General features: G+C 64.7%; 22 protein-coding genes. 8 read left to right on the forward strand and 14 right to left on the reverse strand.

All coding sequences use genetic code 11. From position 1 onward, the window contains the following. Window positions 1–8: 8 nt before the first annotated feature. From ASE00_RS00890 to ilvD, 9 genes are all read right to left on the reverse strand, one after another. Window positions 9–245 carry a hypothetical protein gene (locus ASE00_RS00890; protein WP_156405221.1) on the reverse strand — a complete coding sequence of 79 codons (237 nt, stop codon included), beginning with the start codon at window positions 243–245 and terminating at the stop codon, window positions 9–11. Between the two features lie 40 nt (window positions 246–285). Continuing rightward, window positions 286–993: an EI24 domain-containing protein gene (locus ASE00_RS00895; RefSeq protein WP_056376986.1), complete on the reverse strand. Its 708-nt coding sequence runs from the start codon at window positions 991–993 to the stop codon at window positions 286–288. 67 nt (window positions 994–1060) lie between these two features. Beyond that, on the reverse strand, window positions 1061–1519 hold the full coding sequence (locus ASE00_RS00900; protein WP_056376988.1) for a response regulator: 459 nt from the start codon (window positions 1517–1519) through the stop codon (window positions 1061–1063). After that, window positions 1516–2595, reverse strand: coding sequence for a PAS domain-containing protein (locus tag ASE00_RS00905; RefSeq protein ID WP_235538488.1), 1080 nt, complete (start codon window positions 2593–2595; stop codon window positions 1516–1518). Before ASE00_RS00905 ends, ASE00_RS00900 begins: the two co-directional genes overlap by 4 nt. Before the next feature lie 142 nt (window positions 2596–2737). Continuing rightward, entirely contained in the window at window positions 2738–4198 is a 1461-nt protein-coding gene (locus tag ASE00_RS00910; protein ID WP_056376992.1) for a sensor histidine kinase, read from the reverse strand. Next, window positions 4195–4488, reverse strand: a complete 294-nt coding sequence (locus ASE00_RS00915; protein WP_056376994.1) for a circadian clock KaiB family protein — start codon at window positions 4486–4488, stop codon at window positions 4195–4197. The genes ASE00_RS00910 and ASE00_RS00915 overlap by 4 nt, the downstream gene beginning before the upstream one ends. A 32-nt stretch (window positions 4489–4520) precedes the next feature. Beyond that, entirely contained in the window at window positions 4521–6188 is a 1668-nt protein-coding gene (kaiC, locus tag ASE00_RS00920) for a circadian clock protein KaiC (protein ID WP_056376995.1), read from the reverse strand. Window positions 6189–6522: 334 nt separating this feature from the next. Beyond that, window positions 6523–7422 carry an alpha/beta fold hydrolase gene (locus ASE00_RS00925; RefSeq protein ID WP_056376997.1) on the reverse strand — a complete coding sequence of 300 codons (900 nt, stop codon included), beginning with the start codon at window positions 7420–7422 and terminating at the stop codon, window positions 6523–6525. 28 nt (window positions 7423–7450) lie between these two features. Then, complete coding sequence (ilvD, locus tag ASE00_RS00930) at window positions 7451–9304, reverse strand: dihydroxy-acid dehydratase (protein ID WP_056376999.1); 1854 nt, start codon at window positions 9302–9304, stop codon at window positions 7451–7453. A 111-nt stretch (window positions 9305–9415) separates the two neighbouring features. Here ilvD and ASE00_RS00935 point away from each other — a divergent pair, with 111 nt between their 5' ends. The 5 genes from ASE00_RS00935 (at window position 9416) to ASE00_RS00955 (ending at window position 13972) form a co-directional block, all read left to right on the forward strand. Then, the gene (locus ASE00_RS00935) at window positions 9416–10324 is read left to right on the forward strand and encodes a LysR family transcriptional regulator (RefSeq protein WP_056379159.1); all 909 of its coding nucleotides are present in this window, start codon (window positions 9416–9418) and stop codon (window positions 10322–10324) included. Between the two features lie 64 nt (window positions 10325–10388). After that, window positions 10389–10754 carry a hypothetical protein gene (locus tag ASE00_RS00940; protein WP_056377001.1) on the forward strand — a complete coding sequence of 122 codons (366 nt, stop codon included), beginning with the start codon at window positions 10389–10391 and terminating at the stop codon, window positions 10752–10754. Continuing rightward, window positions 10751–12118 (forward strand): bifunctional ADP-dependent NAD(P)H-hydrate dehydratase/NAD(P)H-hydrate epimerase, encoded by a 1368-nt coding sequence (locus ASE00_RS00945; protein ID WP_056377003.1) that lies wholly within the window; start codon window positions 10751–10753, stop codon window positions 12116–12118. Before ASE00_RS00940 ends, ASE00_RS00945 begins: the two co-directional genes overlap by 4 nt. Beyond that, a complete protein-coding gene (locus ASE00_RS00950; protein ID WP_056377005.1) occupies window positions 12115–13320 on the forward strand; it encodes a class I SAM-dependent RNA methyltransferase in 1206 nt (401 codons plus the stop codon). The genes ASE00_RS00945 and ASE00_RS00950 overlap by 4 nt, the downstream gene beginning before the upstream one ends. Before the next feature lie 85 nt (window positions 13321–13405). Further along, window positions 13406–13972 carry a hypothetical protein gene (locus ASE00_RS00955; RefSeq protein WP_056377007.1) on the forward strand — a complete coding sequence of 189 codons (567 nt, stop codon included), beginning with the start codon at window positions 13406–13408 and terminating at the stop codon, window positions 13970–13972. A gap of 43 nt (window positions 13973–14015) precedes the next feature. Here the strand turns inward: ASE00_RS00955 and ASE00_RS00960 are convergent, their stop codons facing one another. After that, window positions 14016–14450, reverse strand: coding sequence for an MAPEG family protein (locus ASE00_RS00960; protein WP_056377009.1), 435 nt, complete (start codon window positions 14448–14450; stop codon window positions 14016–14018). Between the two features lie 183 nt (window positions 14451–14633). On the opposite strand from ASE00_RS00960, the gene ASE00_RS00965 reads away from it, so the two are divergent. After that, entirely contained in the window at window positions 14634–15086 is a 453-nt protein-coding gene (locus ASE00_RS00965) for a BLUF domain-containing protein (protein WP_056377010.1), read from the forward strand. 50 nt (window positions 15087–15136) lie between these two features. On the opposite strand, the gene ASE00_RS00970 is transcribed toward ASE00_RS00965, so the two are convergent. Then, window positions 15137–16189 (reverse strand): 1,9-bis(guanidino)-5-aza-nonane synthase, encoded by a 1053-nt coding sequence (locus tag ASE00_RS00970; protein WP_056377013.1) that lies wholly within the window; start codon window positions 16187–16189, stop codon window positions 15137–15139. A 124-nt stretch (window positions 16190–16313) separates the two neighbouring features. After that, window positions 16314–17507, reverse strand: coding sequence for a type III PLP-dependent enzyme (locus ASE00_RS00975; protein WP_056377014.1), 1194 nt, complete (start codon window positions 17505–17507; stop codon window positions 16314–16316). A gap of 266 nt (window positions 17508–17773) precedes the next feature. Between ASE00_RS00975 and ASE00_RS00980 the strand changes: the two genes are divergently transcribed. Both ASE00_RS00980 and wecB read left to right on the forward strand, forming a co-directional pair. Further along, window positions 17774–18742, forward strand: coding sequence for a cation diffusion facilitator family transporter (locus ASE00_RS00980; RefSeq protein WP_056377016.1), 969 nt, complete (start codon window positions 17774–17776; stop codon window positions 18740–18742). 11 nt (window positions 18743–18753) lie between these two features. Continuing rightward, window positions 18754–19857 (forward strand): non-hydrolyzing UDP-N-acetylglucosamine 2-epimerase, encoded by a 1104-nt coding sequence (gene wecB / locus ASE00_RS00985; RefSeq protein WP_056377018.1) that lies wholly within the window; start codon window positions 18754–18756, stop codon window positions 19855–19857. Between the two features lie 148 nt (window positions 19858–20005). Here the strand turns inward: wecB and egtB are convergent, their stop codons facing one another. Both egtB and egtD read right to left on the reverse strand, forming a co-directional pair. Further along, the gene (egtB, locus tag ASE00_RS00990) at window positions 20006–21211 is read right to left on the reverse strand and encodes an ergothioneine biosynthesis protein EgtB (RefSeq protein WP_056377020.1); all 1206 of its coding nucleotides are present in this window, start codon (window positions 21209–21211) and stop codon (window positions 20006–20008) included. Further along, complete coding sequence (gene egtD / locus ASE00_RS00995) at window positions 21208–22161, reverse strand: L-histidine N(alpha)-methyltransferase (protein WP_056379160.1); 954 nt, start codon at window positions 22159–22161, stop codon at window positions 21208–21210. The genes egtB and egtD overlap by 4 nt, the downstream gene beginning before the upstream one ends. Window positions 22162–22164: the final 3 nt, after the last annotated feature.

Consider the following 22164-nt stretch of genomic DNA (forward strand, 5'->3'; position numbering starts at 1 on the left):
GGTGGGTTTCAGCCGCGCGGGATGTTGGCCAGGTCGGCCGCATCGCGCGCGGCGACGGCGGCGCTTTCGTCGAGCAGGTCAAGCATGCGGTCACTGACCTGCTGGTCGAGCAGCATCTGAATACCGAGTTCGACCTTCGAGGCGCGGGCGAAGTCGCCACTCCGCGCGAAGGCGGTTCGCGTCGCCCGCAGGCTGATCAGCAACGACCTGCGCCGCAGCGACCGACAGACACTCTCAGCACTCACCGGAACCTCCTACGCAACGGACCGATATTTTCAGAACGCATCATAGCGGCGGAGGTTCAGCGCGGCGCGTCCGCATATAGAGATGTGTCGTCATTGCCACCCCTAGCACCGGCGCGATCAGATTGGCGAAAGGGACCAGGAACAGCGCAGTCACGGACGATCCAATCAGCATCCTCGACGCCCGGCTTTCCCGCAGCCAGATGCGACGCCCGGCCCGGTCTGCGTGCCGCCCGGCGACCATTTCTCCCAGATCACGGCCGAAGGTGGCGCCGTTGACCAGAACGAACAGGATCAGCGGACCGATGCCCGTCACCAGCAGCAGGATATAGAACGGCAGCGCTACCAGATTATAGAGCAGCACCCGCCCCGCCGAGCGCAGCCCCAGAAGCGCCGCGCCGCCGATCCCCGTCTTGCGCGCCCGCGCCGCATCCATTGGATAGTGCCGCGCTTCGATGATCGCGGCGATGCGATCGACATAGGCGCACATCACGCCCAGTGCGACCGCCGGAAACAGGAACCACAGCCCGAGCAGGGTCAGCACCACCGCGCTTATCCCCGACGCCGTGGCGTCGAGCGCACACTCCATGTCGCCGAGCATGGCGCAGGGATCGCTCCCCGCCAACGCCCAGCCGATCGCGATGCCGAGCAGTAAGAAGATGAGGAGAGTGACGAGAACCGACCGGACCAGCAGCCCGACTATCCGGCTGTCGGCAAGGTCGATCAGCGCGAGAGAAACGATGTGCGTCATGGCAGACAGACGCGGGGGCGAGGGGCTGGTTCCCGCCGGTTATCCTTATGCACGCAAGGTGCGATGATCAGCGGGCGGAGAAGGCCGATGACCGAATGGACAATTGGGGCGATGGCGTGAAGCTGTTCGGCGGGGACAAAGGTTGCCGGTCGTCGCGGGCCTCTTCGATATAACGCAGCGCTGCTATCAGGCCATCGCGGGAAAAGGGCTTGGGAATGACGCCATGCCCGCCGGCAAAGTCCTCCGGAATCTTCCGGGGATTGGCGGTCACAAAGACGACGAGGCTGGAAGGCCAGCGCGTTCGCACCAGCCGGGCGACGTCGATTCCGCTGCTTCCATGGGCGAGATGGAGGTCTATCAGCGCGAGGTCCGGGCGAATGTCTTGCATGGCGTCGACGTCCGACAGCGAAGCCGCTTCGCCGACGACCTCATGGCCGCAATCTTCAATCGTGGCCGCGATGTCCATGGCCAGAAGCGCCTCGTCTTCGACGATCAGCACGGCGAGAGGTGCGCCGGTTCCCATCATGCCAACTCCAACGGGAAGCTCATCGTCACTTTTCCTCCTTTTGCGTCGGAATCCCAGAAGACGTCGCCGCCAAACTGCTTCGCCAGCCGGCGGACCAGCATGATTCCCATACCGTTTTCCGCGGAAGAGTTTGCGTCGAAGCCAGGTCCGTTGTCGGACACGACCAGTTCGCCGTGATCGTCATCCCGCAGGATGGAGATCACGATCTTGAGCGGCGCATCCGCCGTACCGCCATGGTCGAGCGCGTTGGCCAGCAGCTCGTTCATGATCAGCCCAAAGGCGGCTGCATGTTCGGCGGGGATCGTGACCGGCTGCAGGTTCAACGTCACGTCCGCGTCGGGCTGGCCGCTGGCTTCCACGAGATCGTCGGCCAGCCGGCGGGCAAATGCCCCGACGTCGAAATGCTTCACGTCGGCGCCTTGATAAAGGCCGCGATTCACGCTTGCCAGCGCATCAATGCGTTGCAGCATGGTGTTCAGCGGCTTCTCCGCCGAAGGATCACGATTTTGCCGTGTTTGAAGGCGCAGTAGTGATCCGACCATGGTGAGGTTATTCTTCACCCGATGATCGACCTCGTTCAGCAGCATCGTCTTTTCTTCCAGCGCAGCCTGAAGCGCAGCGGTGCGGCGGACCACCTCGCGTTCCACCTCGGCCTTTTGCGCGGCCACCGTCCTGTGCGCTTCGATCCGGTCGGTGACGTCCAGCTGAGATGCAAAGAAGAACTGTATCTCGCCCGTCGCACCGCGCACCGGGCTGAGATAAAGAGCGTTCCAGAAAGTCGAGCCATCCTTGCGGTAATTGAGCAGGTCCACCGCGCAGTCGCGCCCGGCCTCGACGGCATCATGTATCTCGCGGACGGTCGCGCGATCGGTCTCCGGACCCTGCAGGAAACGGCAGTTCCGGCCGAGGATTTCGTCCCGCGTATAGCCGCTCAGCGTTTGAAAGGCTCTGTTGCAGAAGACGATGGGATTGTCCGGCTGCCTCGGGTCAGTGATGACCATCGGCATGCGCGTCGCGCGTACGGCCGCGAAAAAGGGATCGCCCGAGCCCTGCTCATGCGCAATGTCGTCGATCATCTTCCCATTATCGCGATCGCTCATCCGTCACTCCGAAGGAGCGAGATGAATCCGGCGCCCGCCTCCGAACGAGACAGAACTCGCTTGTTGCAGCGACGTTCCCGCCGATCGCGATCCAGCGGTAATTCAACGCAGATCACGATCAGGCCTCGATCGGGAATACCAGCCGGCAGATGAGGCCACCGGGTGCAAAATTCACAGTTGCGCCGGTTCCTTCACCGCGTTTCAGGCTCCGCGCGATCAGTGTCTGGCCGAAGCCTTGCTTGGTCGGTTGCACGACCGCCGGTCCGCCGCTTTCGGTCCAGACGACCTCGAACAACTTGCTGTCCAGCTGCCGGCCGGTGACCGTTATGATACCGCTCTCCTGCGACAGCGCGCCATATTTGACGGCGTTGGTCGCAAGCTCGTGAATGACGAGACCGAATGCGATTCCGACATCGGGGGAAACCGAATGATCCATCCCGCGCATGACCAGCTTCGGCCCCGCGCTTGACACATAGGGCGCCAGTTCTGTTTGAATCAGTGCTGCCAGGCCGAGCCCGGTCCAGGCCGCATCGGCAAGCAGGTTGTGCGTCGCCGCCAGCGCCTGGATGCGGCTGGTGAACTTGTGCCGGAAGTCGGACAGATCGGAAGCGCCGGCGATCGTGCGGCTCCCAATCGACAGCACCATCGTCAGGGTGTTCTTCACGCGATGGTCGAGTTCGCGCATCAGCAGCGATTGCCGCTTCTCGATAGTCTTCCGTTCCGTCAGATCGATCAGCGTGATGACGCTGCCGCCGATCGCCTCCCCGGCAAGCCGCAGCGGCGCGACGCTGACCAGCAGATCCTTTGGCGGCCGGGTGAAGGACGCGGATGCTTCCAGGCCCTTGATCGCGTTGCCGTCATTGGCGATGGCGATCAGTTCGTCCGGATGCATGACGCCTGACCCGATCGGAAAATCCAGCGGGAAAGCGTCTTCGAACATCCGGCCGACCGGATCGGCATCGGCAATGGTGCTTACGGCCGCATTGGCGTTGATGACCCGGCCTTCGCGATCACATACGATCACGGCCTCGTTGGCGGATGCCATCACCGCGCGGCCGATCCGCGCCGACTCCTCCGCTGCCTGCGCCTCGATCCGCGCCGTCACGTCGGTGAAGGTGAGTGCCGAACCTGTTCCAAAGGCGAGGGGAAGGGGGGCTGCAGTGACCACGAGATGCCGGGTCCGGCCCTTGTGCGTCTGGACGAACTGTGTCTGGTGCCGGCCGCTTTCCGCCTGGGCGATCGTATCGCGCACCACCTTCGCGGACACAGCGTCGAGATAGGCGAACAACCCGGACTGCTCGAGGTCCGCCGCGGCGCAGCCGACCAGCGCACAAAAGGCTGCGTTCGCGTAGAGCAGACCTTCCTGGGCATCGAGCGCTATCGCGCCGGTGTCCATGGCCTCCATGATGGCGCGATAACTGTCGTCGCCGCCGGCCAGTGCGAATATGGCATCGTCTTCGGCTGCGCGTACGACGACGGCGTCCGCCTCGCCATCGCGGATCGCACGCAGGGTTTCTTCCGCTTCGAACAGGCGGCGCTTCAGCTCATCAGGAGGTAGATCATCGAGAAGCTCGGTCATCTTGCCTCGGCCAATTGCAGATGGACGAGAACCTTTTCGATGTCGGAAAGATCGCCGATGATCTTCTGGATGGGTACAGGCAGCTGGCGCACCAGGGTCGGTATCGCTACGATATTATGTTCTCGCGCAAGTTTCGGGTTTTCCTTCAGGTCCACGACCTTGACGATGTAACTCTCGTCGAGATGCTCCGCGCAGATTTTCTCCAGGTTGCGGATCGCCGCGACGGACTTGGGGGTCTGTCCTGCCACATAGAGCGTGAGCTCGGTCGGTTTCACGCCGGGGCTGGTCATATCGTCACTTCTTTCCTGGGCAAGGTGTAGCTTCATGCGTGGCGGCCGACGGCCATGTCCGCAAGATCGGAGGCGGCCTGGGTGCGATAATCTTCCTCGGCCTGGGCAAGCCGCTTCATTTCGGCTTCATCGGCAGCGATTTCGGCCTGCAAGGCCGCGATGTCGGCCTCCGCCTTGCGCCGTCGCTGTTCGACCCTCTCCTGGAGCGTCGCTACCTTCATGCGCCGGTCGATCTCGGCCCGCCGCGCCCGGGCCTCCTCGAAGCGGCGAGCGGATCCGGTCAGGGCGCCGTTTTCGCCCAGATAGGGCTCGACGAGCCTGATACCCTCGTCGCTCATGACGAACTCGCGGACCTGATTGGAATGCGAGGTGCCGCGTGCCTTCAGCAGATAGAGTTCACGATTGAATTCCCCGTTGACCTCACGGTTGAGCAGGAGGAGCCAGGCATCCATCAGCGATGACAGGCCGGCATCGGTCCGTGCAATCGTCTGGTCGTGGGTAAGATGCGTGAAGATGCCGGTGATGCCGTTAGACTTCAGATAATCGACAATCCGCAGCAGCATCGCCTGAACTTCGAGCGACTCCCCGCTCTCCAGGAAGGCCGAAAGCGGATCGAGCACCACCAAGTCCGGTTTGAACCGCGCAATCTCATGCAGCATGATCGCGAGGTGCATTTCGAGGCTGTAGAAGGTCGGGCGGGCGGCAACGCATTTGAGCAGGCCGTTATCGATCCATGGCGCGACGTCGAGACCGATCGAGCGCATGTTACGGATCGTCTGCTCGGCTGCCTCCTCGAACGAGAAATAGAGCGCCCGTTCATTGCGTCGGCATGCCGCCTCGGCAAAGCACATCGCGATCGAACTCTTGCCTGACCCGGCCACGCCCGAAAGCAGGATCGAACTGCCGCGATGGAAGCCGCCACCGGACAGCATGGAATCGAGGTCGGGGATTCCGCTCGAGATACGCTCGTTGAAGACCTTGTGGCCAAGACCGAGCGAACTGATCGGCAGCACGCTGAAACCATCGGTGCCGATCAGAAACGGATATTCGTTGGTCCCGTGCGCCGTGCCGCGGTACTTCACGATCCGCAGCCGGCGCGTCGATACCTGGTTATGGACGCGATGATCGAGCAGGATCACGCAATCGGAAACATATTCCTCGAGCCCTTGGCGGGTAAGCGAGCCGTCGCCGCGTTCGCCGGTGATGACAGCGGTGAGATTCTTTTCCTTCAGCCAGTCGAACAGCCGCCGGATTTCGGCGCGCAGGATGGCAGGATTTTGGAAGGCTGAGAACAAGCTCTCGATCGTGTCGAGTACGATCCGTTTGGCCCCTATTTCATCGACCGCCAGCTCGAGGCGGAGGAAGAGGGCTTCAAGATCATAATCGCCGACTTCGGCCAGCTCGGACGGATCGATCGCGATATGTTCGATATGGAGCTTGCCTTGCTCAACCAGGCTCTCGAAATCAAAACCCAGCGAAGCGACGTTGTCGACGATGTCCTTGGGGCGTTCCTCGAACGTGACGAAGACGCCCGGCTCGTCCGCGCGCGCGCCGTTGACGAGGAAGGTCGATGCGAACAGCGTCTTGCCGCAACCGGCCGAACCGCACACCAATGTGGGCCTGCCGCGTGGCAATCCGCCCATCGTTATATCGTCGAAACCCTCAATCCCGGTCAGGGCTTTGTCGATGCCTGCGGCCATGAAATCCCCAAAAAAAGCTGTATGATCACCTGTTCAGGGATCGCCCCAAAAAATGGCGTAACGCCTTTCCGGCTTTTCGGTTCCAGGCCGAAACAATCTAGTGCCGCACCCTGATAGCCGAAGACGCGCGACGCGCGCGCTGATGTGGATCAAGGCAGCGCGTAGTGCCGCCATTGAAGCGAGCAGCCGCCGCGCGGAAGCTGTAAGCGGCAGTGGTCATAGGTTATCCGATCACGTCGATCGGATGCCGAGGCGAGCCAAAGAAAAGGCGTCTTTTCGTATAACGGGTGAGGGGAGGCCACTCAACCGCGGCAGGGGAGAGCCATGCCCCGATTCAAAGCGGCCGCTCATCGAAGAAATCGGTCAGGGCCCGGGCCACGCCCGCCGGGTCCTCGTCGCCTATGAAATGCCCGCAATCGAGGCCATGGCCGCGCAGGTCGGGCGCCCATCGCCGCCAGGCGTCGAGCGGGCCCGAACGGGTGATGCTGTTGATCGCACTCCACAGCAACAGGGTCGGCACGGCGATCGTCCGGATGCCGCGATCGGCCTCGTCATGGCGGCGATCGGGGCCCCAGCCGGCACGATAATCCTCGCAAGTCGCGTGGAGGCTCGCAGGATCGGCGAAGCAGCTCAGATAATCCTCGATGCATTCGGGATCGAAGGCGAACCCCGCGCCCGCCAGCCGTTGCAGCATCGTCGTGCAATAATATCGTGGGTCCGCGCCGATCAGCCGTTCGGGAATGGGCGCGGGCTGGGCAAGCAGATACCAGTGATAATAGGTCATCGCCGACGCCGCATCGGCATTGGCCCACATGTCGCCGGTCGGCAGGATGTCGAGCAAGGCGAGGCGTTTTACCGTCTGCGGATGATCGAGCGCCAGCCGGTAGGCGACCCTTCCGCCGCGATCATGGCCGGCGACGAAGAAGCTGCTGAACCCCAGCGCCGCCATGACGGCGATCTGGTCCGTCGCCATGACGCGCTTGGAATAATTGTCGTGATTGGGGTCGTCTGCAGGTTTGTCCGACCGCCCATAGCCGCGCAGGTCAGGCATCACCAGCGTGAAGCGGCCGGCGAGCAGCGGCGCGACCGCCTTCCACATCATCCGCGTCTGCGGATAGCCGTGGAGCAGCAGGAGCGGCGGGCCCGAGCCGCCGACCAGCAGGTCGATCTCCACGCCCGCACCCGGCAGCCTGCGCCGCTCGAAGCCGTCGATAAGCCCGGCGGAGATGGTCATTGCGCCTCTCTCCTGCCGGTCATCGCGATCAGTCCTTCTCGACCTGGCCCACATCGCGCACCGCGCCGCGCGCGGCGTTGGTGGTGAGCGCGGCATAGGCGCGCAGCGCGGGCGACACGTCGCGCTTGCGGCCGAAAGGCTTCCACGCCTTCGTGCCACGCGCGACCATCTCGGCATGGCGGGCGGCGATCTCGGCATCGTCTATGTCGAGGCGGATCAACCGGTTTGGGATGTCGATGACGATCGGATCGCCGGTGTTGACCAAGGCGATCAGCCCGCCCTCCGCCGCCTCGGGCGAGACATGGCCGATCGACAGGCCCGAGGTTCCGCCCGAGAAGCGGCCGTCGGTGATCAGCGCGCAGGCTTTGCCGAGGCCCTTCGATTTCAGATAGCTCGTCGGATAGAGCATCTCCTGCATGCCCGGACCGCCCTTGGGACCTTCGTAGCGGATGACGACGACGTCGCCTTCCTTCACCTCATTGCCGAGGATGCCTGCCACGGCGGCGTCCTGGCTCTCATAGACGCGTGCGGTGCCGTGGAAGGTCAGGATCGAATCATCTACCCCCGCAGTCTTCACGATGCAGCCTTCGGGGGCGATGTTACCGAACAGCACGGCGAGCCCGCCGTCCTTGGAGAAGGGGTTCTCCGCGCTGCGGATCACGCCCGTATCGCGATCGAGGTCGAGCTCCTTCCAGCGGTTGCTGGTGCTGAACGCCACTGTCGTGCGCACGCCGCCGGGCGCCGCCTTGTAGAATTCGCGCACGCTCTCGCTCCGGGTACGGCTGATGTCCCATCGGTCGAGCGCCTCGGCAAGTGTCGTCGAATGCACAGTGGGGAGCGAGGTGTCGATCAATCCGGCTTTGTCGAGCTGGCCGAGGATCGCCATGATGCCGCCGGCCCGATGGATATCCTCCATATGGACGTCCTGCTTGGCCGGCGCGACCTTGCAGAGGCAGGGCACGCGGCGCGAGAGCCGGTCGATGTCCGCCATGGTGAACTGCACCTCGCCCTCATAGGCGGCGGCGAGCAGGTGCAGCACCGTGTTGGTCGATCCGCCCATCGCGATGTCGAGGCTCATCGCATTTTCGAAGGCGGCGAAGCTGGCGATGGTGCGGGGCAGGGCGCGCGCGTCGTCCTGTTCATACCAGCGTTTGCACAGATCGACGATGGTGCGGCCTGCCTCGCGAAACAGCTTTTCGCGGTCGGCATGGGTGGCGAGGACCGATCCGTTGCCCGGCAGCGACAGGCCCAGCGCCTCCGTCAGACAGTTCATGCTGTTGGCGGTGAACATGCCGGAGCAGCTGCCGCAGGTCGGGCAGGCCGACCGCTCGATGACCTTGACCTCTTCGTCGCTATATGTGTCGTCAGCCGCGACGACCATCGCATCGACCAGGTCGAGCGCGAGCGTCTCGCCGCGGATGTCGGCCTTGCCGGCTTCCATCGGCCCGCCCGATACGAAGATCACGGGGATGTTCAGCCGCATCGCCGCCATCAGCATGCCTGGCGTGATCTTGTCGCAGTTCGAGATGCAGACGATCGCGTCCGCGCAATGCGCATTGACCATATATTCGACGCTGTCGGCGATCAGGTCGCGGCTGGGCAGCGAATAGAGCATGCCGCCATGGCCCATGGCGATGCCGTCATCGACCGCGATCGTGTTGAACTCCTTGGCGACGCCGCCCGCCGCCTCGATCTCCCGCGCGACGAGCTGGCCGAGATCCTTCAGATGGACATGGCCCGGCACGAACTGGGTAAAGCTGTTGGCGACCGCGATGATCGGCTTGCCGAAATCCTCGTCGGTCATGCCTGTCGCGCGCCACAGGCCGCGGGCGCCCGCCATGTTGCGGCCATGGGTGCTGGTGCGGGAGCGGTAATGCGGCATGCGGGCGATCCTCGATATCCGGATTTATTGCCGGTGGGGCTTACGCCTCTCGCGGAAAGTTGGGAAATATATTATTGAAACCAGATTAGGTCGTATTGGATATCAATGATGATCGAGCTGCGCCAGCTTCGCCATTTTCTCGCAGTGGCTGACACACTGCATTTCGGACGGGCGGCGGAGCAGCTGGGCATGACCCAGCCGCCGCTCAGCCAGTCGATCATCAGCCTGGAGAAGATGCTCGGCGCGGCGTTGTTCCTGCGCTCCAAGCGCAGCGTCGCGCTCACCACCTTCGGCCGGCAATGGCTCGACCATGTCCGGCCCGCGGTCGAAGGGGTCGCCGCGCTCACCGATGTCGCGCTGCGGCTGCGCACCGGGATGGCGGGGCGGCTGTCGCTCGCCTTCGTCAGCACGGCGGATTACAGCCTTCTTCCGCGGCTGGTCGAGCGCTATTCGGCGGCGTTTCCCGAAGTGGAGCTCGAACTTGTCGAAGCGACGAGCGACATCCAGCTAGGGGCGCTGAGCGAGGGACGGATCAACGCCGGTATCCTCATTTCCACACGATCGAGCCTGCCGCCGGTCCTGGACTATCGTCCGCTGCTGAAGGAGCCCGTGGTGGCCGCCGTGCCCGAAGCCTGGGTTGAGGATGGCCGCCTCGATGTGGTCGACGGCCACCTGCAGGGCGATGGGTGGATGGCGCATCCGCTGATCATCTTCCCGGCCCGCGTCGCGCCGGACTTCCACGATCTCGTCCTGGGTTTCTACCGCGCGCGCGGGCATCAGCCGTTCATTCGTCAGGAAGCGATCCAGATGCAGACGATCATCAGCCTGGTCTCCGCGGGACTCGGCATGGCGCTGGTGCCGGCGTCGCTGCGCAATCTCGCTAGGACCGGCGTTCGCTATATTCCGATCGCGGGGGAAACCCCCGAGCTCGAAACCGGGCTGGCCTGGCGACGGACCGACAATCTGCCCACCCTGTCCGCCATGATCGAGATCGCATCGACCCTCGATCCGGAAGCATGATTCGGTACGCCCCTTGCCTCGTCACGGCCCTCCGCCTAGAGGCCTCTGCCTGAAGGAGGGCCTTATGACCGGTAGCGTTCAGCGGCTCTCATGGACGGGCGGATTGGCCATGATCGCGGTTCTCAGCGCCTGCAATGCCAGTGGCGACGATCAGGTCGAGGGCAGCGAACCGATCGCCTGCCTGCTGCCAGGATCGAGCGATTACAAGATGCTGTGCACCGTCGACCGGATGGTGACGCCCGATGGCACCGTGCTGACGGTGCGCGCGCCGGATGGCGCGTTCCGGCGGCTGCTGGTCGTCAATGACGGGCGCGGCGTGGCCCCCGCCGATGGGGCCGAGCAGGTCAAGGTCCAGCCCGCCGGACCGAACGGGATCGCGGTGACCGCAGGCGACATCGTCTACCGCCTGCCCGCGAAGATCACGCCGTGACGGGCCGTTCCATCCTCACCGCCGCCGAGACGCGCGCCGCCGAGGAGGCGGTGTTCGCGAGCGGCGTCACCGTCGAACAGGCGATGGAGCGCGCGGGCGCGGCGGTGGCGGAGGTGGCGTGGCGCTACGCGGGGCGGGTGCCGGCGCTGGTGATCTGCGGGCCCGGCAACAATGGCGGCGACGGCTATGTGATCGCCAGGCTGCTGCGCGATCATGGCTTCAAGGTCCGCGTAGCGGCGAGCGGCGAGCCAAGGACCGATGCGGCGCGCGCCAACCGGGACCGTTGGGGAGAGCCGGTCGAAGCGCTCGCCGATGCGAAGCCCGCCCGGCTGCTGATCGATGCGCTGTTCGGCACCGGTCTGGTCCGGCCGCTCGACCCGGCGACCGCGGGGCAGCTAGAAAGGCTGGCGGCAGGCGCGCAGATGCGTATCGCGGTCGACCTGCCGAGCGGCGTCGGCACCGATGATGGCGCGCTCCTCGGCGCTAACGCGCGTTTCGACGTTACGGTGGCGCTGGCGGTGCTCAAGCCCGCCCACCGGCTTCAACCCGCCGCGGCGCTGATGGGCCGGCTGGTCGTCGCCGATATCGGCATAGCAGGGCAGTCGCGGCTATCCGATCTCGCGCGGCCGCATCTTCCCGCGCCGGGTCCGGCCGATCACAAATATACGCGCGGCCATGCCGTCGTTGCCGAAGGCGCGATGCCGGGCGCGGCCCTGCTCGCCGCGATGGCGGCGCAGCGCGGCGGCGCCGGCTATGTGACGCTTGTGGGCGAGGGGCGGGGTGGCCCAGCTTCGATCGTGCGCCGCAAGGGCGGCCTTGCGGAGATACTCGCCGACCTGCGCGTCGGCGCCGTGCTGGTGGGGCCCGGGCTGGGCCGCGATGGCGCCGCCCGCGCATTGCTCGATGTCGCGCTTGAAAGCGATAAGCCTCTCGTGCTCGACGCCGATGCGCTGGTGCTGCTGTCGGCGCGGCGCCCTATGCCAGGCGTGCCGGTCCTGACGCCCCATGAAGGGGAGTTCGCCGCATTATTCGGCGAACTGCCGGGCAGCCGGATCGAGCGCGCCCGTGCTGCCGCCGCCGAAATGGGGGCGGTGATCGTCCTGAAGGGCGCCGATACGGTGATTGCGGCTCCTAATGGCCGCGCGGCGATATCCGCGCCCGCGCCCGGCTGGCTGGCCAGTGCGGGCACCGGCGACGTGCTGGCCGGACTTGTCGCCGCCAATCGGGCGCGCGGGCTGGAACCCTTCGAGGCCGCCTGCGCCGGCGTCTGGCTGCATCGTCGCGCCGCTGAACTGGCGGGGGCAGGGCTGATCGCCGATGACCTGATCGCGCATGTGCCGCAAGCCCTGGCGGAGTGCCTGTGACGACCGATCTCGTTCCCATCGTCCGCATCGCCGCGCGTGGCGAAGGGATCACCGAAGACGGCCGCCATTCGCCGCTGTCCGCGCCGGGCGATCTGCTCGCGGTGGACGGATCGCTGGTCCATGGGCCGCATCATGTGGATCCGCCGTGCCGTCATTTCCCGAAATGCGGGGGCTGCCAGCTGCAGCATATCGACGACGCCAGCTACGCCGGCTTCCTCGGCCAGCGCATCGTCGGCGCGCTGGCGCAGCAGAAGATCGATGCGCCTTCGCTCGCCCCTGCGATCCTCTCCGCACCCGAGACGCGTCGCCGCGCCTCGCTGCGCGCGGAACGGCAGGGCAAGAAGATGCTGCTCGGCTTCAACGAGGCGCAGACGCACCATATCGTCGACCTGAAGATGTGCGCGATCCTGCACCCGGTGCTGTTCGCGCTGGTCGCTCCGTTGCGTCAACTGCTGCATCCGATGCTGCGCGACCGCAGGGCCGCCGGGGTACAAATGACGCTGGTCGACCAAGGCGTCGACCTGTTGATCGAAAAGGTCGAGGTCGAGGGGCTGGCGGCGGTCGAGGCGCTCAACGACTTCGCCGTCCAGCATAAGCTCGCCCGGCTGTCGATCGACGACGGCTATGGCCCGCAGCCGCATTGGGAGCCCGAGCCCGCGACGGTGACGCTGGGCGGGGTCCAGGTGGGCTTCCCGCCCGCCGGCTTCCTGCAGGCTACGGCGGAAGGAGAGTCGGCCCTGGTCGCGGCGGTCGAGTCGATCGTCGGCGATGCTGCGATCGTAGCGGACCTTTTCTCCGGTCTCGGCACCTTTGCGCTGCCGCTGTCGCGCACCCGTCGGGTCTATGCGGCGGAGGGCGCGCGCGACGCCGTCCTCGCGCTGAAGGCGGCGGCGGACCGGGCGCAGCGCACTGTGGCGGTCGATCATCGCGATCTGTTCCGCCGTCCGCTCGACGCGGCCGAGCTCGACCGGTTCGACGCAGTCGTCCTCGATCCGCCGCGCGCAGGGGCCCGCGAGCAGGTCGCGGCGCTGGCGGCGGCGAGGAAGCTCGGTCGGATCGCCTATGTCTCTTGCAATCCGTCGACCTTCGCGCGTGACGCCCGGACGCTGGCCGAAGGTGGCTGGCGCCTCGACCGAATCACGCCGGTCGGCCAGTTCCGCTGGTCGACCCATGTCGAGCTGGTGGCGGCGTTCGCCCGCTGATCTACACGCTACCGTAACGATCGCTTAACCATATTTTATAGGCACACGGCTACGACGGCGCATCCCTTTGACAAGGTGGTGCGTGATGGCGGTCGGCCGTGTGATCCTTGCTGTGGCATGTCTGGCGATGGCGGGCGGGGGACAGGCTGCGCCGGGGACGAATGCCCGGCTGTCGCTCAACCTGCGGACGCTCGACGGCGCGGAGGTCAGCTATCATCCCAGCCGCTGGCTGACGATCCGGCGGAGCTTCGCCTTCGTCCGGCCTGATCCGGTCGCCGATGCCGCCGCGGCGCCGATGCCCGCTCGGGCGCGGCCGCGCGCCTATGCGATGACCGGCGACATCCATCCGTTCGGTGACGGCTTCCGCCTGTCGCTGGGCATGCGCGAGGATGCCAATCGCCGCCTGCTGCGCAGCGGCAACGACCGCGCCGACATCTCGACCGGACAATATGCGCCGACGATATCCTTCGGCTATGCCGAAGAAGTTGGCGATGGACTGTCGCTCGGCGGCGATTTGGGATTGCTCGGCAAGGATGTCTCGGGCGCTCGCGACGGCGTGCTGGTCACGCCGGTCGAGATGGCGTCGCGCGGCCGCGACGATGATCGAGGCCTGAAGCCTGTCCTGCGCCTGTCCGCGGGATATCGCTTTTAGGTTTCAGCTTTGCTGTACCGTGATCCGCTTGAACGGATCAGACCTAGGCGCTGGGCCCGCCGAACAGGATCAGCGCGGCGCGGACCGCGAGGATCATCAGCACGATCGAGGCCGCGACGAACACCGCGAAACGGACCTCCACCTTGTTGACCAGCGCCTGCACCAGGCTGTGCATCACGCGCAGTCCGACATAGACCCAGGCGAGCGTCGCGTTCAGCCCGCCGCCCGCACCCAGCAGAGCCAGCATGATCGCGACCGCATAGAAGACGGTGGGCTGTTCATGGAGATGATTATAGTTGTCGGCCTTCCAGCGGGCGCTGGGCGGAATCTTGTCCAGGAACTCGCTGACCGGGCGATAAGGGTCGAACTTGATCTTGCCCTTGACGATCGCCGGTATTCGCGTGGCGTAGAGCCAGAACCACATCACGAAGGTCCACAGTACCAGCGCGATGACTGCGCTCAAGATCGGCGTGTGCATTCCGTCATTTTTCCTAAATTACAGGTCAAGTCTGGATCTTATAGAGGGGGCGGTCAAATCTTGGCGCAACCTCCGGCCAAACCCCATAGACGTTATACTTTGGATGTACAAAAGCCCGAAATGTGACGATGTTTTACCATCATATCGGCTGCTATCTTGGGTGGAACATGGCATATTCGAGCCATGTTCATATCGCTCATCTATGTCAGCCATAGCCTCATCCCCACGGGTTCCGAGCAGGATGAGATCGAGAGCATCGTTACTGCGTCGACCGAACGTAACGGCCGGCTTGGCGTGCGCGGTGCATTGTTGTTCACCGAGGTTTATTTCGCACAGCTTCTGGAAGGGCCGGAGACGGCGGTCGAGGAGGTGATGGAAAGCATCATCCAGGACCCCCGCCACGACCAGATAACCATCATCGAGCGCAAGCCGATCGATGGCTATCGCTTCTCCGACTGGGGCCTCGCCTATTGGGGCAATGCCAGTTACATGGACCGCAAGATTTCGACCGTGTTGCACAAGCAGGATGCGGTGAATGCGAGCGGCCAGACGGCGCAGCTGTTCGAACTGATCCAGCGGCTTTCCCACGAAAGCCACGATCATGAAGGGCCGATCGGCAGGCCATCGAAGGAATGAGAGGATGGCCCTCCCCATCGGCAGCGATAGGGGAGGGCTTGAACCGGAAATCAGTCGAAGATCTTGCCCCACGCGCGCTTCGCGCGGCCCTTCCAATGGCCGCGATGATAGGCGTCCGATGCGAGCAGCGGGATCACCGATCCGGCTTCGGCGAACACCATCTGCTCGATGCCGGTGTTGACCTTGCCCCAGCTCGCCGCTTCCTGGAGGGTCGACGAGGAGCAGGCACCGTCGCGCACGTCGGCGACGGTGATCTGCACCGCATATTTGTGCACCTCGACATCGTCATGGCCCAGGATCTCGGCGCAGACGACGGTGTCCTGGATGAAGTTCTTCGGCACACCGCCGCCAATCATCAGCAGGCCGCTCGTGCCGGCCTTGATCTTGATGTCGGTCAGTTCGCGGAAGTCGGCGATCGCGTCGAGCACCATATAGGGGCGGCCCGCCTTCATGCAGTCGACCTGATGCTTGACGAGGCCGAAGCCCGCCGAGCTGTCAACGAAAGCCGGGCAGAAGATCGGCACGTCATGCTCATAGGCGAGCTTGACGAGGCTGTTCTCCTTCTTGCCGTGCTCGACGAGATATTTGCCCATCTCGCGGATGAAGGCGCGGCTCGAATAGGCGCGCGGCTCGAGCGAGTTGGCGATCTTGTTGATCGTGAAGTCGCAGTCCTGAAGCTGCTCCTCATCGATATAGGTGTCGTAGATGCGGTCGATCAGCAGCGAGCGCAGCGTGTCGTCATCGGGCACTTCGAGCGCCTGATAATGTTTGTGGCCGAGGCCCTCGAAGAAATCCATGTCGACGATCGAGGCACCGGTGGCGACGATCGCGTCGACCATGCCGCTGCGGACCAGCTCGGCATAGGCGTCCATGCAGCCGCCGGCCGAGGTGGACCCCGCGATCACCAGGAAGATGGTGCAATCGGGATCCTGCAGCATGTCGTTGTAGATGCGCGTCGCGCGGGCGAGATCGCGGCTGGTGAAGCTCATCTTGCCCATCGCGTCGATGATCGGGCGCGCGTCGAAGCTCTTGATGTCGACATGCTCGACGACGGTCGAGAGCAGTTCGGCCTTGCGCGTGTCGTTGATGGCGGCTTCGGTCATAGTCTGATCCTTACTCAAAACAGCGTCGCCCCGGCGGAGGCCAGGATCTCAGGAGGAGAAGGCGTATCCTTGCCTCGCGAGATGCCGGCCTCCGCCAGCATGACGGTTATTTGTGGGGTTGCCCTTACAGCTTGATGACGTTCGACGGAACCGCTTCGCGATCCTCATCCTCGCCCAGATACAGGCTCGCCATCGGCTCGTCCGACATGATGACCCGCTCACCGGCGGTGAAGCCGTTGAAGCCGGTGCGCATCGCGCAGCCATAGGCGCCGAGCATGCCGATTTCGATATAGTCGCCGGGGCCGACATCGGCGGGCAGCATGAACGGGCCGGCCATGCGATCCATGTCGTCGCAGGTCGGGCCGTAGAAGCTGAATGCCATGTCGCGTACGTTCGAGTCGGGCTCGCGCAGCAGCTTGACCGGGAAGCGCCAGCCGATGTGCGCCGCATCGAACAGCGCGCCATAGGCGCCGTCGTTGATGTACAGCTCGTCGCCGCGGCGGCGCTCGACACGGACCAGCAGGCTGGCATATTCGGCGCACAGCGCGCGGCCCGGTTCGCACCACAGCTCCGCCGAATAGCTGATCGGCAGGCTTTCGAACATCTGGTGGATCGCCGCGAAATAGGCTTCGAGCGCGGGCGGTTCCATCCCTGGATAGACCGAAGGGAAACCGCCGCCGACATCGATGATGTCGACGGTGACCGCCGCCGCGACGATCGCCGCGCGGACGCGCTCCATCGCCTGGACATAGGCCGACGGGCTCATCGCCTGGCTGCCGACATGGAAGCAGATGCCAAGAGCATCGGCGACCTGGCGAGTGCGCTGCAGCAGCTCGCGGGCCTCGCTCTGCTCGACGCCGAACTTCGACGCGAGGCTGAGCTTCGACATGTCCGACGAGACACGCATCCGGACGCACAAGTTCAGGTCGGTCGCGCCCTTCGTGGCGCGCTCGATCTTCTCCAGCTCCTCGATCGAGTCGAGCGAGAAGGTGCGGACGCCATGGTCGAAATAGGCCTCGGCGATCGCTTCCTCGGCCTTGACCGGGTGCATGAAGCACAGGACCGCGTCCGGCAGGATTCCGGCGACCAGGCGCACTTCGGCAATCGACGCCACGTCATAATGCGTGATGCCGCTGTCCCAGAGGATCTGGATCAGGTCGGGCGACGGATTCGCCTTGACCGCATACATCGAGCGTCCCTGGAACTTCTCGACGAAGAACCGGGCGGCCCGCGCAGCGGCGTGGGGACGAAGGAGCGTGACCGGCTGAACCGGCCGAAGGGACGCAGCTAGCCCCAGCGCGCTATGATGCTTGTGCAACTCAAGGGACCTCCGGGTGTAACGTTGGCAAGTAAGCTGCCTTGCGGTGGAAGTCCCATGGGGCAGCGGAGGCGCGGATATATGGTGCTGAAACCCCGATGTAAAGTTTCGATCCGCAGCCTGTCCCCCGTGGTGCCCGGAGCGCCCTGAAAACGGGCGAAAACGATGACGAGACGAGCGGACGCAACGGCATCGTTACGGCGCGAATCGGCGCGAATCGGGAAGCGGCCTTGCCTTTGGCCGAACGCTATGGCTTGGCTAGGACAATGGCGGATCATCATCATCACCCGGCGGGCCACGCCCATGATCATGGCCATGGCGCTCATGGGCATTCCCATGCGCCTGCCGAGTTCGGCAGGGCTTTCGCGCTGGGTGTCGCGCTCAACCTCGGCTTCGTGGTCGTCGAAGGCGGGGCGGGATTCGTATCAGGCTCGCTCGCGCTGATCGCCGATGCGGGGCACAACCTGTCGGACGTGCTCGGCCTGCTGATGGCCTGGGCGGCCTATGCGCTGTCGAAACGGCCCGCCAGCAAGCGCTTCACCTATGGACTGCGGGGATCGTCGATCCTTGCCGCGCTGTTCAACGCCGTGTTTCTGCTGGTCGCCTGCGGGGCGATCGCGCTCGGTGCGATCCAGCGTTTCTTTCATCCCGCGCCGATCGAGAGCGGTACGATGATGGCGGTGGCGGCGATCGGCATCGTCATCAATCTCGGCACCGCGCTGCTGTTCCTGCGCGGCGGCAAGGACGACATCAACATCCGAGGCGCCTTCCTGCACATGGCGGCCGATGCGGGTGTATCCGCCGGCGTCGTCCTCGCCGGGCTCCTCGTCGCGCAGACCGGACTGCTGTGGATCGATCCGGCGATCAGCCTGGTCATCGTCATGGTGATCGTCGCCGGGACCTGGAGCCTGTTCCGCGACTCGCTGACGATGTCGCTCAACGGCGTGCCGGGCGGTATCGATCCCGCCGCGGTCACCGCGCGGCTCGCCAGTCTGCCTGGCGTAGCGGCGGTTCATCATGTCCATATCTGGCCGACCAGCACCACCGAGGTTGCACTGACCGCGCATCTGCTCATGCCCGAAGGCGGGTCGCAGGATGCCTTCCTTGCGCGCAGCGCCCAGCTGATGCGCGACGAGTTCCGGATCGGCCACTCGACCTTCCAGATAGAGCAGGGCGCCTGCGCCGACGAAACACGCGATTGCACCCCGGCGGCGCACGCCGATCACCATCATTGACCGGAGCGGAAATGCCCAAGGTTGCCCTCGTCCATCTTATCGCCGCGGCGCGTCCAAATTTCATGAAGGTCGCGCCGCTTTGGCACGCGCTCAAGGCGACCAGCGATTTCCGTCCGGTGATCGTCCACACCGGCCAGCATTATGATGCGGCGATGTCCGACGATATCTTCGCCGATCTCGGCCTGCCCGCGCCCGACCATCATCTCGGCATCGGATCGGGCAGCCATGCCGAACAGACCGGCAAGGTGATGATCGCCTATGAGAAGCTGGCGATGGAGGAGCGGCCCGACTGGCTGATCGTCGTCGGCGACGTCAATTCGACCGCGGCGGCGTCGATGGCGGCAGGAAAGCTGCGGATCCCGATCGTCCATCTCGAAGCGGGCCTGCGCAGCCGCGACCGCGACATGCCGGAAGAACTCAACCGGCTCGTCACCGACGTTCTGGCTGACGTGCTGTGGACCCCGTCGGCCGATGCCGACGCCAACCTGATCGCCGAGGGCATTCCGCCCGAGCGGATCACCCGCGTCGGCAACATCATGATGGACAGCTATGAGCTGGTCCGCCCCGCGATCGAGGCTGCCGACTATCCGGGCGAGCTCGGCTATGCGCCGGGCGGCTATGGCGTGGTGACGCTCCACCGCCCGTCCAATGTCGACGTGCCCGAGCAGCTCGACCGCCTCGTCGCGGCGCTGATCGCGGCGCAGGCGCATCTGCCGCTGATCTTCCCGGTCCATCCGCGCACCAAGCAGCGGCTGGGCGATGCGGGCATGGCCCGGCTGGAGACGGCGGGGGTCAAGCTGGTCGGCCCGGCCGCCTATGTCCGCTTCATGAGCCTGGTCGCGGGGGCCGCGGCGGTGATCACCGACTCGGGCGGCATCCAGGAGGAGACCACCTATCTCGGCATTCCTTGTCTGACGCTGCGCGAGAATACCGAGCGGCCGATCACGATCAGCGAAGGCACAGCCCAGTTGGTGAATGCGGATAAGTTGCTCGAACGCCTGATCGCCGCGCTCGCCCAGCCGAAGCAGGATCGCAAGCGGCCCGGATATTGGGACGGCAAGACGGCGGGGCGTTGTGTCGAGGATCTGCGGCGGCGGACGACCGAGCGGCCCTAGGGCGGATCGACATTCAGTTCAGATCGAGCCGAAAATGGTAGTTTTCTGTGACCCGGAGCGCAGCGTACTCAAATGTACGTGAGCACCGGAAGCGCGGGAAACTGCCATTTGCAGGCGGTATGAGCTGAATGTCGATACGCCCTAGACCTCAAACGTCTCGGGCGAGGCGGATAGCCGATAACATCCACCGCGCTGCGGGGGGATAGAAGTTGCGATAGGTCAGGCGCGCGTGGCCCGGCGGCGTGGCGAGGCAGCCGCCGCGCAACACGATCTGATTGACCATGAATTTGCCGTTATACTCGCCGATCGCTCCGTCGGGCGCCCGGTAGCCGGGATAGCCGACATAGGGTGAGGCGGTCCATTGCCAACCGCTGTCGTCGCGTTGCACCAGTCCCGGAAGCGACGCAGCGATTTCCCACTCCTCTTCGCGAGGCAGGCGGGCACCGCGCCAGCGTGCATAGGCGTCGGCCTCATAATAGCTCAGGTGGAGAACGGGTTCGGCGGGATCGATGGGCATCCGACCGCGAAGCGAGAAGCGCGTCCACGCTCCGCCGTCCTTTCGCCAGTATAGCGGGGCCTCCCAGCGCTCGCTCTGCGCCATCGCCCAACCGTCCGACAACCACAATTCCGGCCGGTCGTAACCGCCGTCGCCCATGAAGGCGAGATAGTCGCCTGTCGTCACCAGGGCGCGCGCTATCTCGAAATCCTCCAGCCAAACGCGGTGTCGAGGCCCTTCATTGTCGAAGGCGAAGCCGCCACCGGCATCGCCGATCTCGTGCAGGCCGCCGGTTACATATGACCAGCCTGTCGCGTCAGAGGCGGCGATTGGGTGGGGGGCATCGGCGGCGTATACCGGGCCTCCCGGACTTTCGGACAAGGCATGCTGTATATCCATCAGGATCAGTTCCTGATGCTGCTGCTCATGTTGCAGGCCGAGTTCGACCAATGCCTCGAAGTCCTCGACGCCGTCTCCGATGAGCCGGGCCATCGCCTGATCGACATGGCGCCGATACTCCATGACCTGTTCGAGGGAGGGGCGTGAGATCATGCCGCGGCCGGCCCGCGGGTGCCGATCGCCTACGCCGACATAATAGGAATTGAACAAGGTTGCGTAGGCTGGGTCGAGAGGTTGGTAGCCGCGCAGATGCGGGATCAGCAGGAATGTTTCGAAGAACCAGCTAATATGCGCCAGATGCCATTTGACCGGACTGGCGTCGGGCATCGATTGAAGCTGGCAATCCTCGGCCGACAGCGGGGCGGCAAGCCGTTCGCTATGCCGGCGGACGGCACGGTAGCGCTCAGCAAGCGAAGGCGTCCCGGGTTCGTTCGCCGACGAATGATGGACGAGCTTCATGGTTCGAGTATGGTTTCGGGCGCCGACCACAGATGCAGCCCAAACTGCTGATCGGCATCGAACCAGCTCTTGACCGGCTGCCAGCCAGCGGTTCGTGCGAGAAGCCGCGTCTCTTCGGCTGTGTATTTGTAACTGTTCTCGGTGTGGATGCTCTCGCCCTCGGCCATCTCGAACACACTTCCGGCAGCCCGGAACCGCATTGGCCGGGTAGCGACCAGGTGCATCTCGACGCGACCGACGGCATCGTTCCATAGCGCGCGATGAGCGAATGAATCTACGTCGATCGTTCCGCCGAGTTCGCGGTTCACGCGGTGAAGAAGGTTGAGGTTGAAAGCTGCGGTCACGCCACTCGCGTCGTCATAGGCGGCTTCGAGGATCGCCGCTTCCTTGCGTGTGTCGATGCCGATGATCAGCCAGGCGCGCGCGCCGAGAGTGCCCCGGAAGGACCGCAGCAGGTCGACCGCTGCGGCATGGGGGAAGTTGCCGAGCGTCGATCCCGGAAAGAAGCCTACCAGCGGCCGCGCCAATACCGGCAGGCGCAGCGGTCCGGTAAAATCGCCGGCGATCGGATGGACCCGAACCTGCCGGTGGGCCTGCGCCAGCGCCGCGGCGGAGGCCGCAAGGAAATCCCCGGAAATGTCGATCGGGACGTAAACCGGTGTCTCCAGCGCTTCGAGCATGAGCGGGGTCTTGGCCGAAGAGCCGGACCCGAACTCGATAAGCGGCCGGCCGCGGCCGACCAGATCGGCGATCTCCATACCATGGCGCCGCAACAATTCGGTTTCGATGCGGGTCGGATAATATTCCGGAAGACGGGTGATATCCTCGAACAGCGCCGAACCGGCCTCGTCATAGAAGAAACGCGCCGGGATCGTCTTCCGGGGCTGACCCAGACCGGCAAGCACCGCCTGCGCGAAGTCGCTCGAAGTCTCTGCGACTATATGTTCCATATT

The organism is Sphingomonas sp. Root710 (assembly GCF_001429065.1).
Lineage (GTDB): Bacteria > Pseudomonadota > Alphaproteobacteria > Sphingomonadales > Sphingomonadaceae > Rhizorhabdus.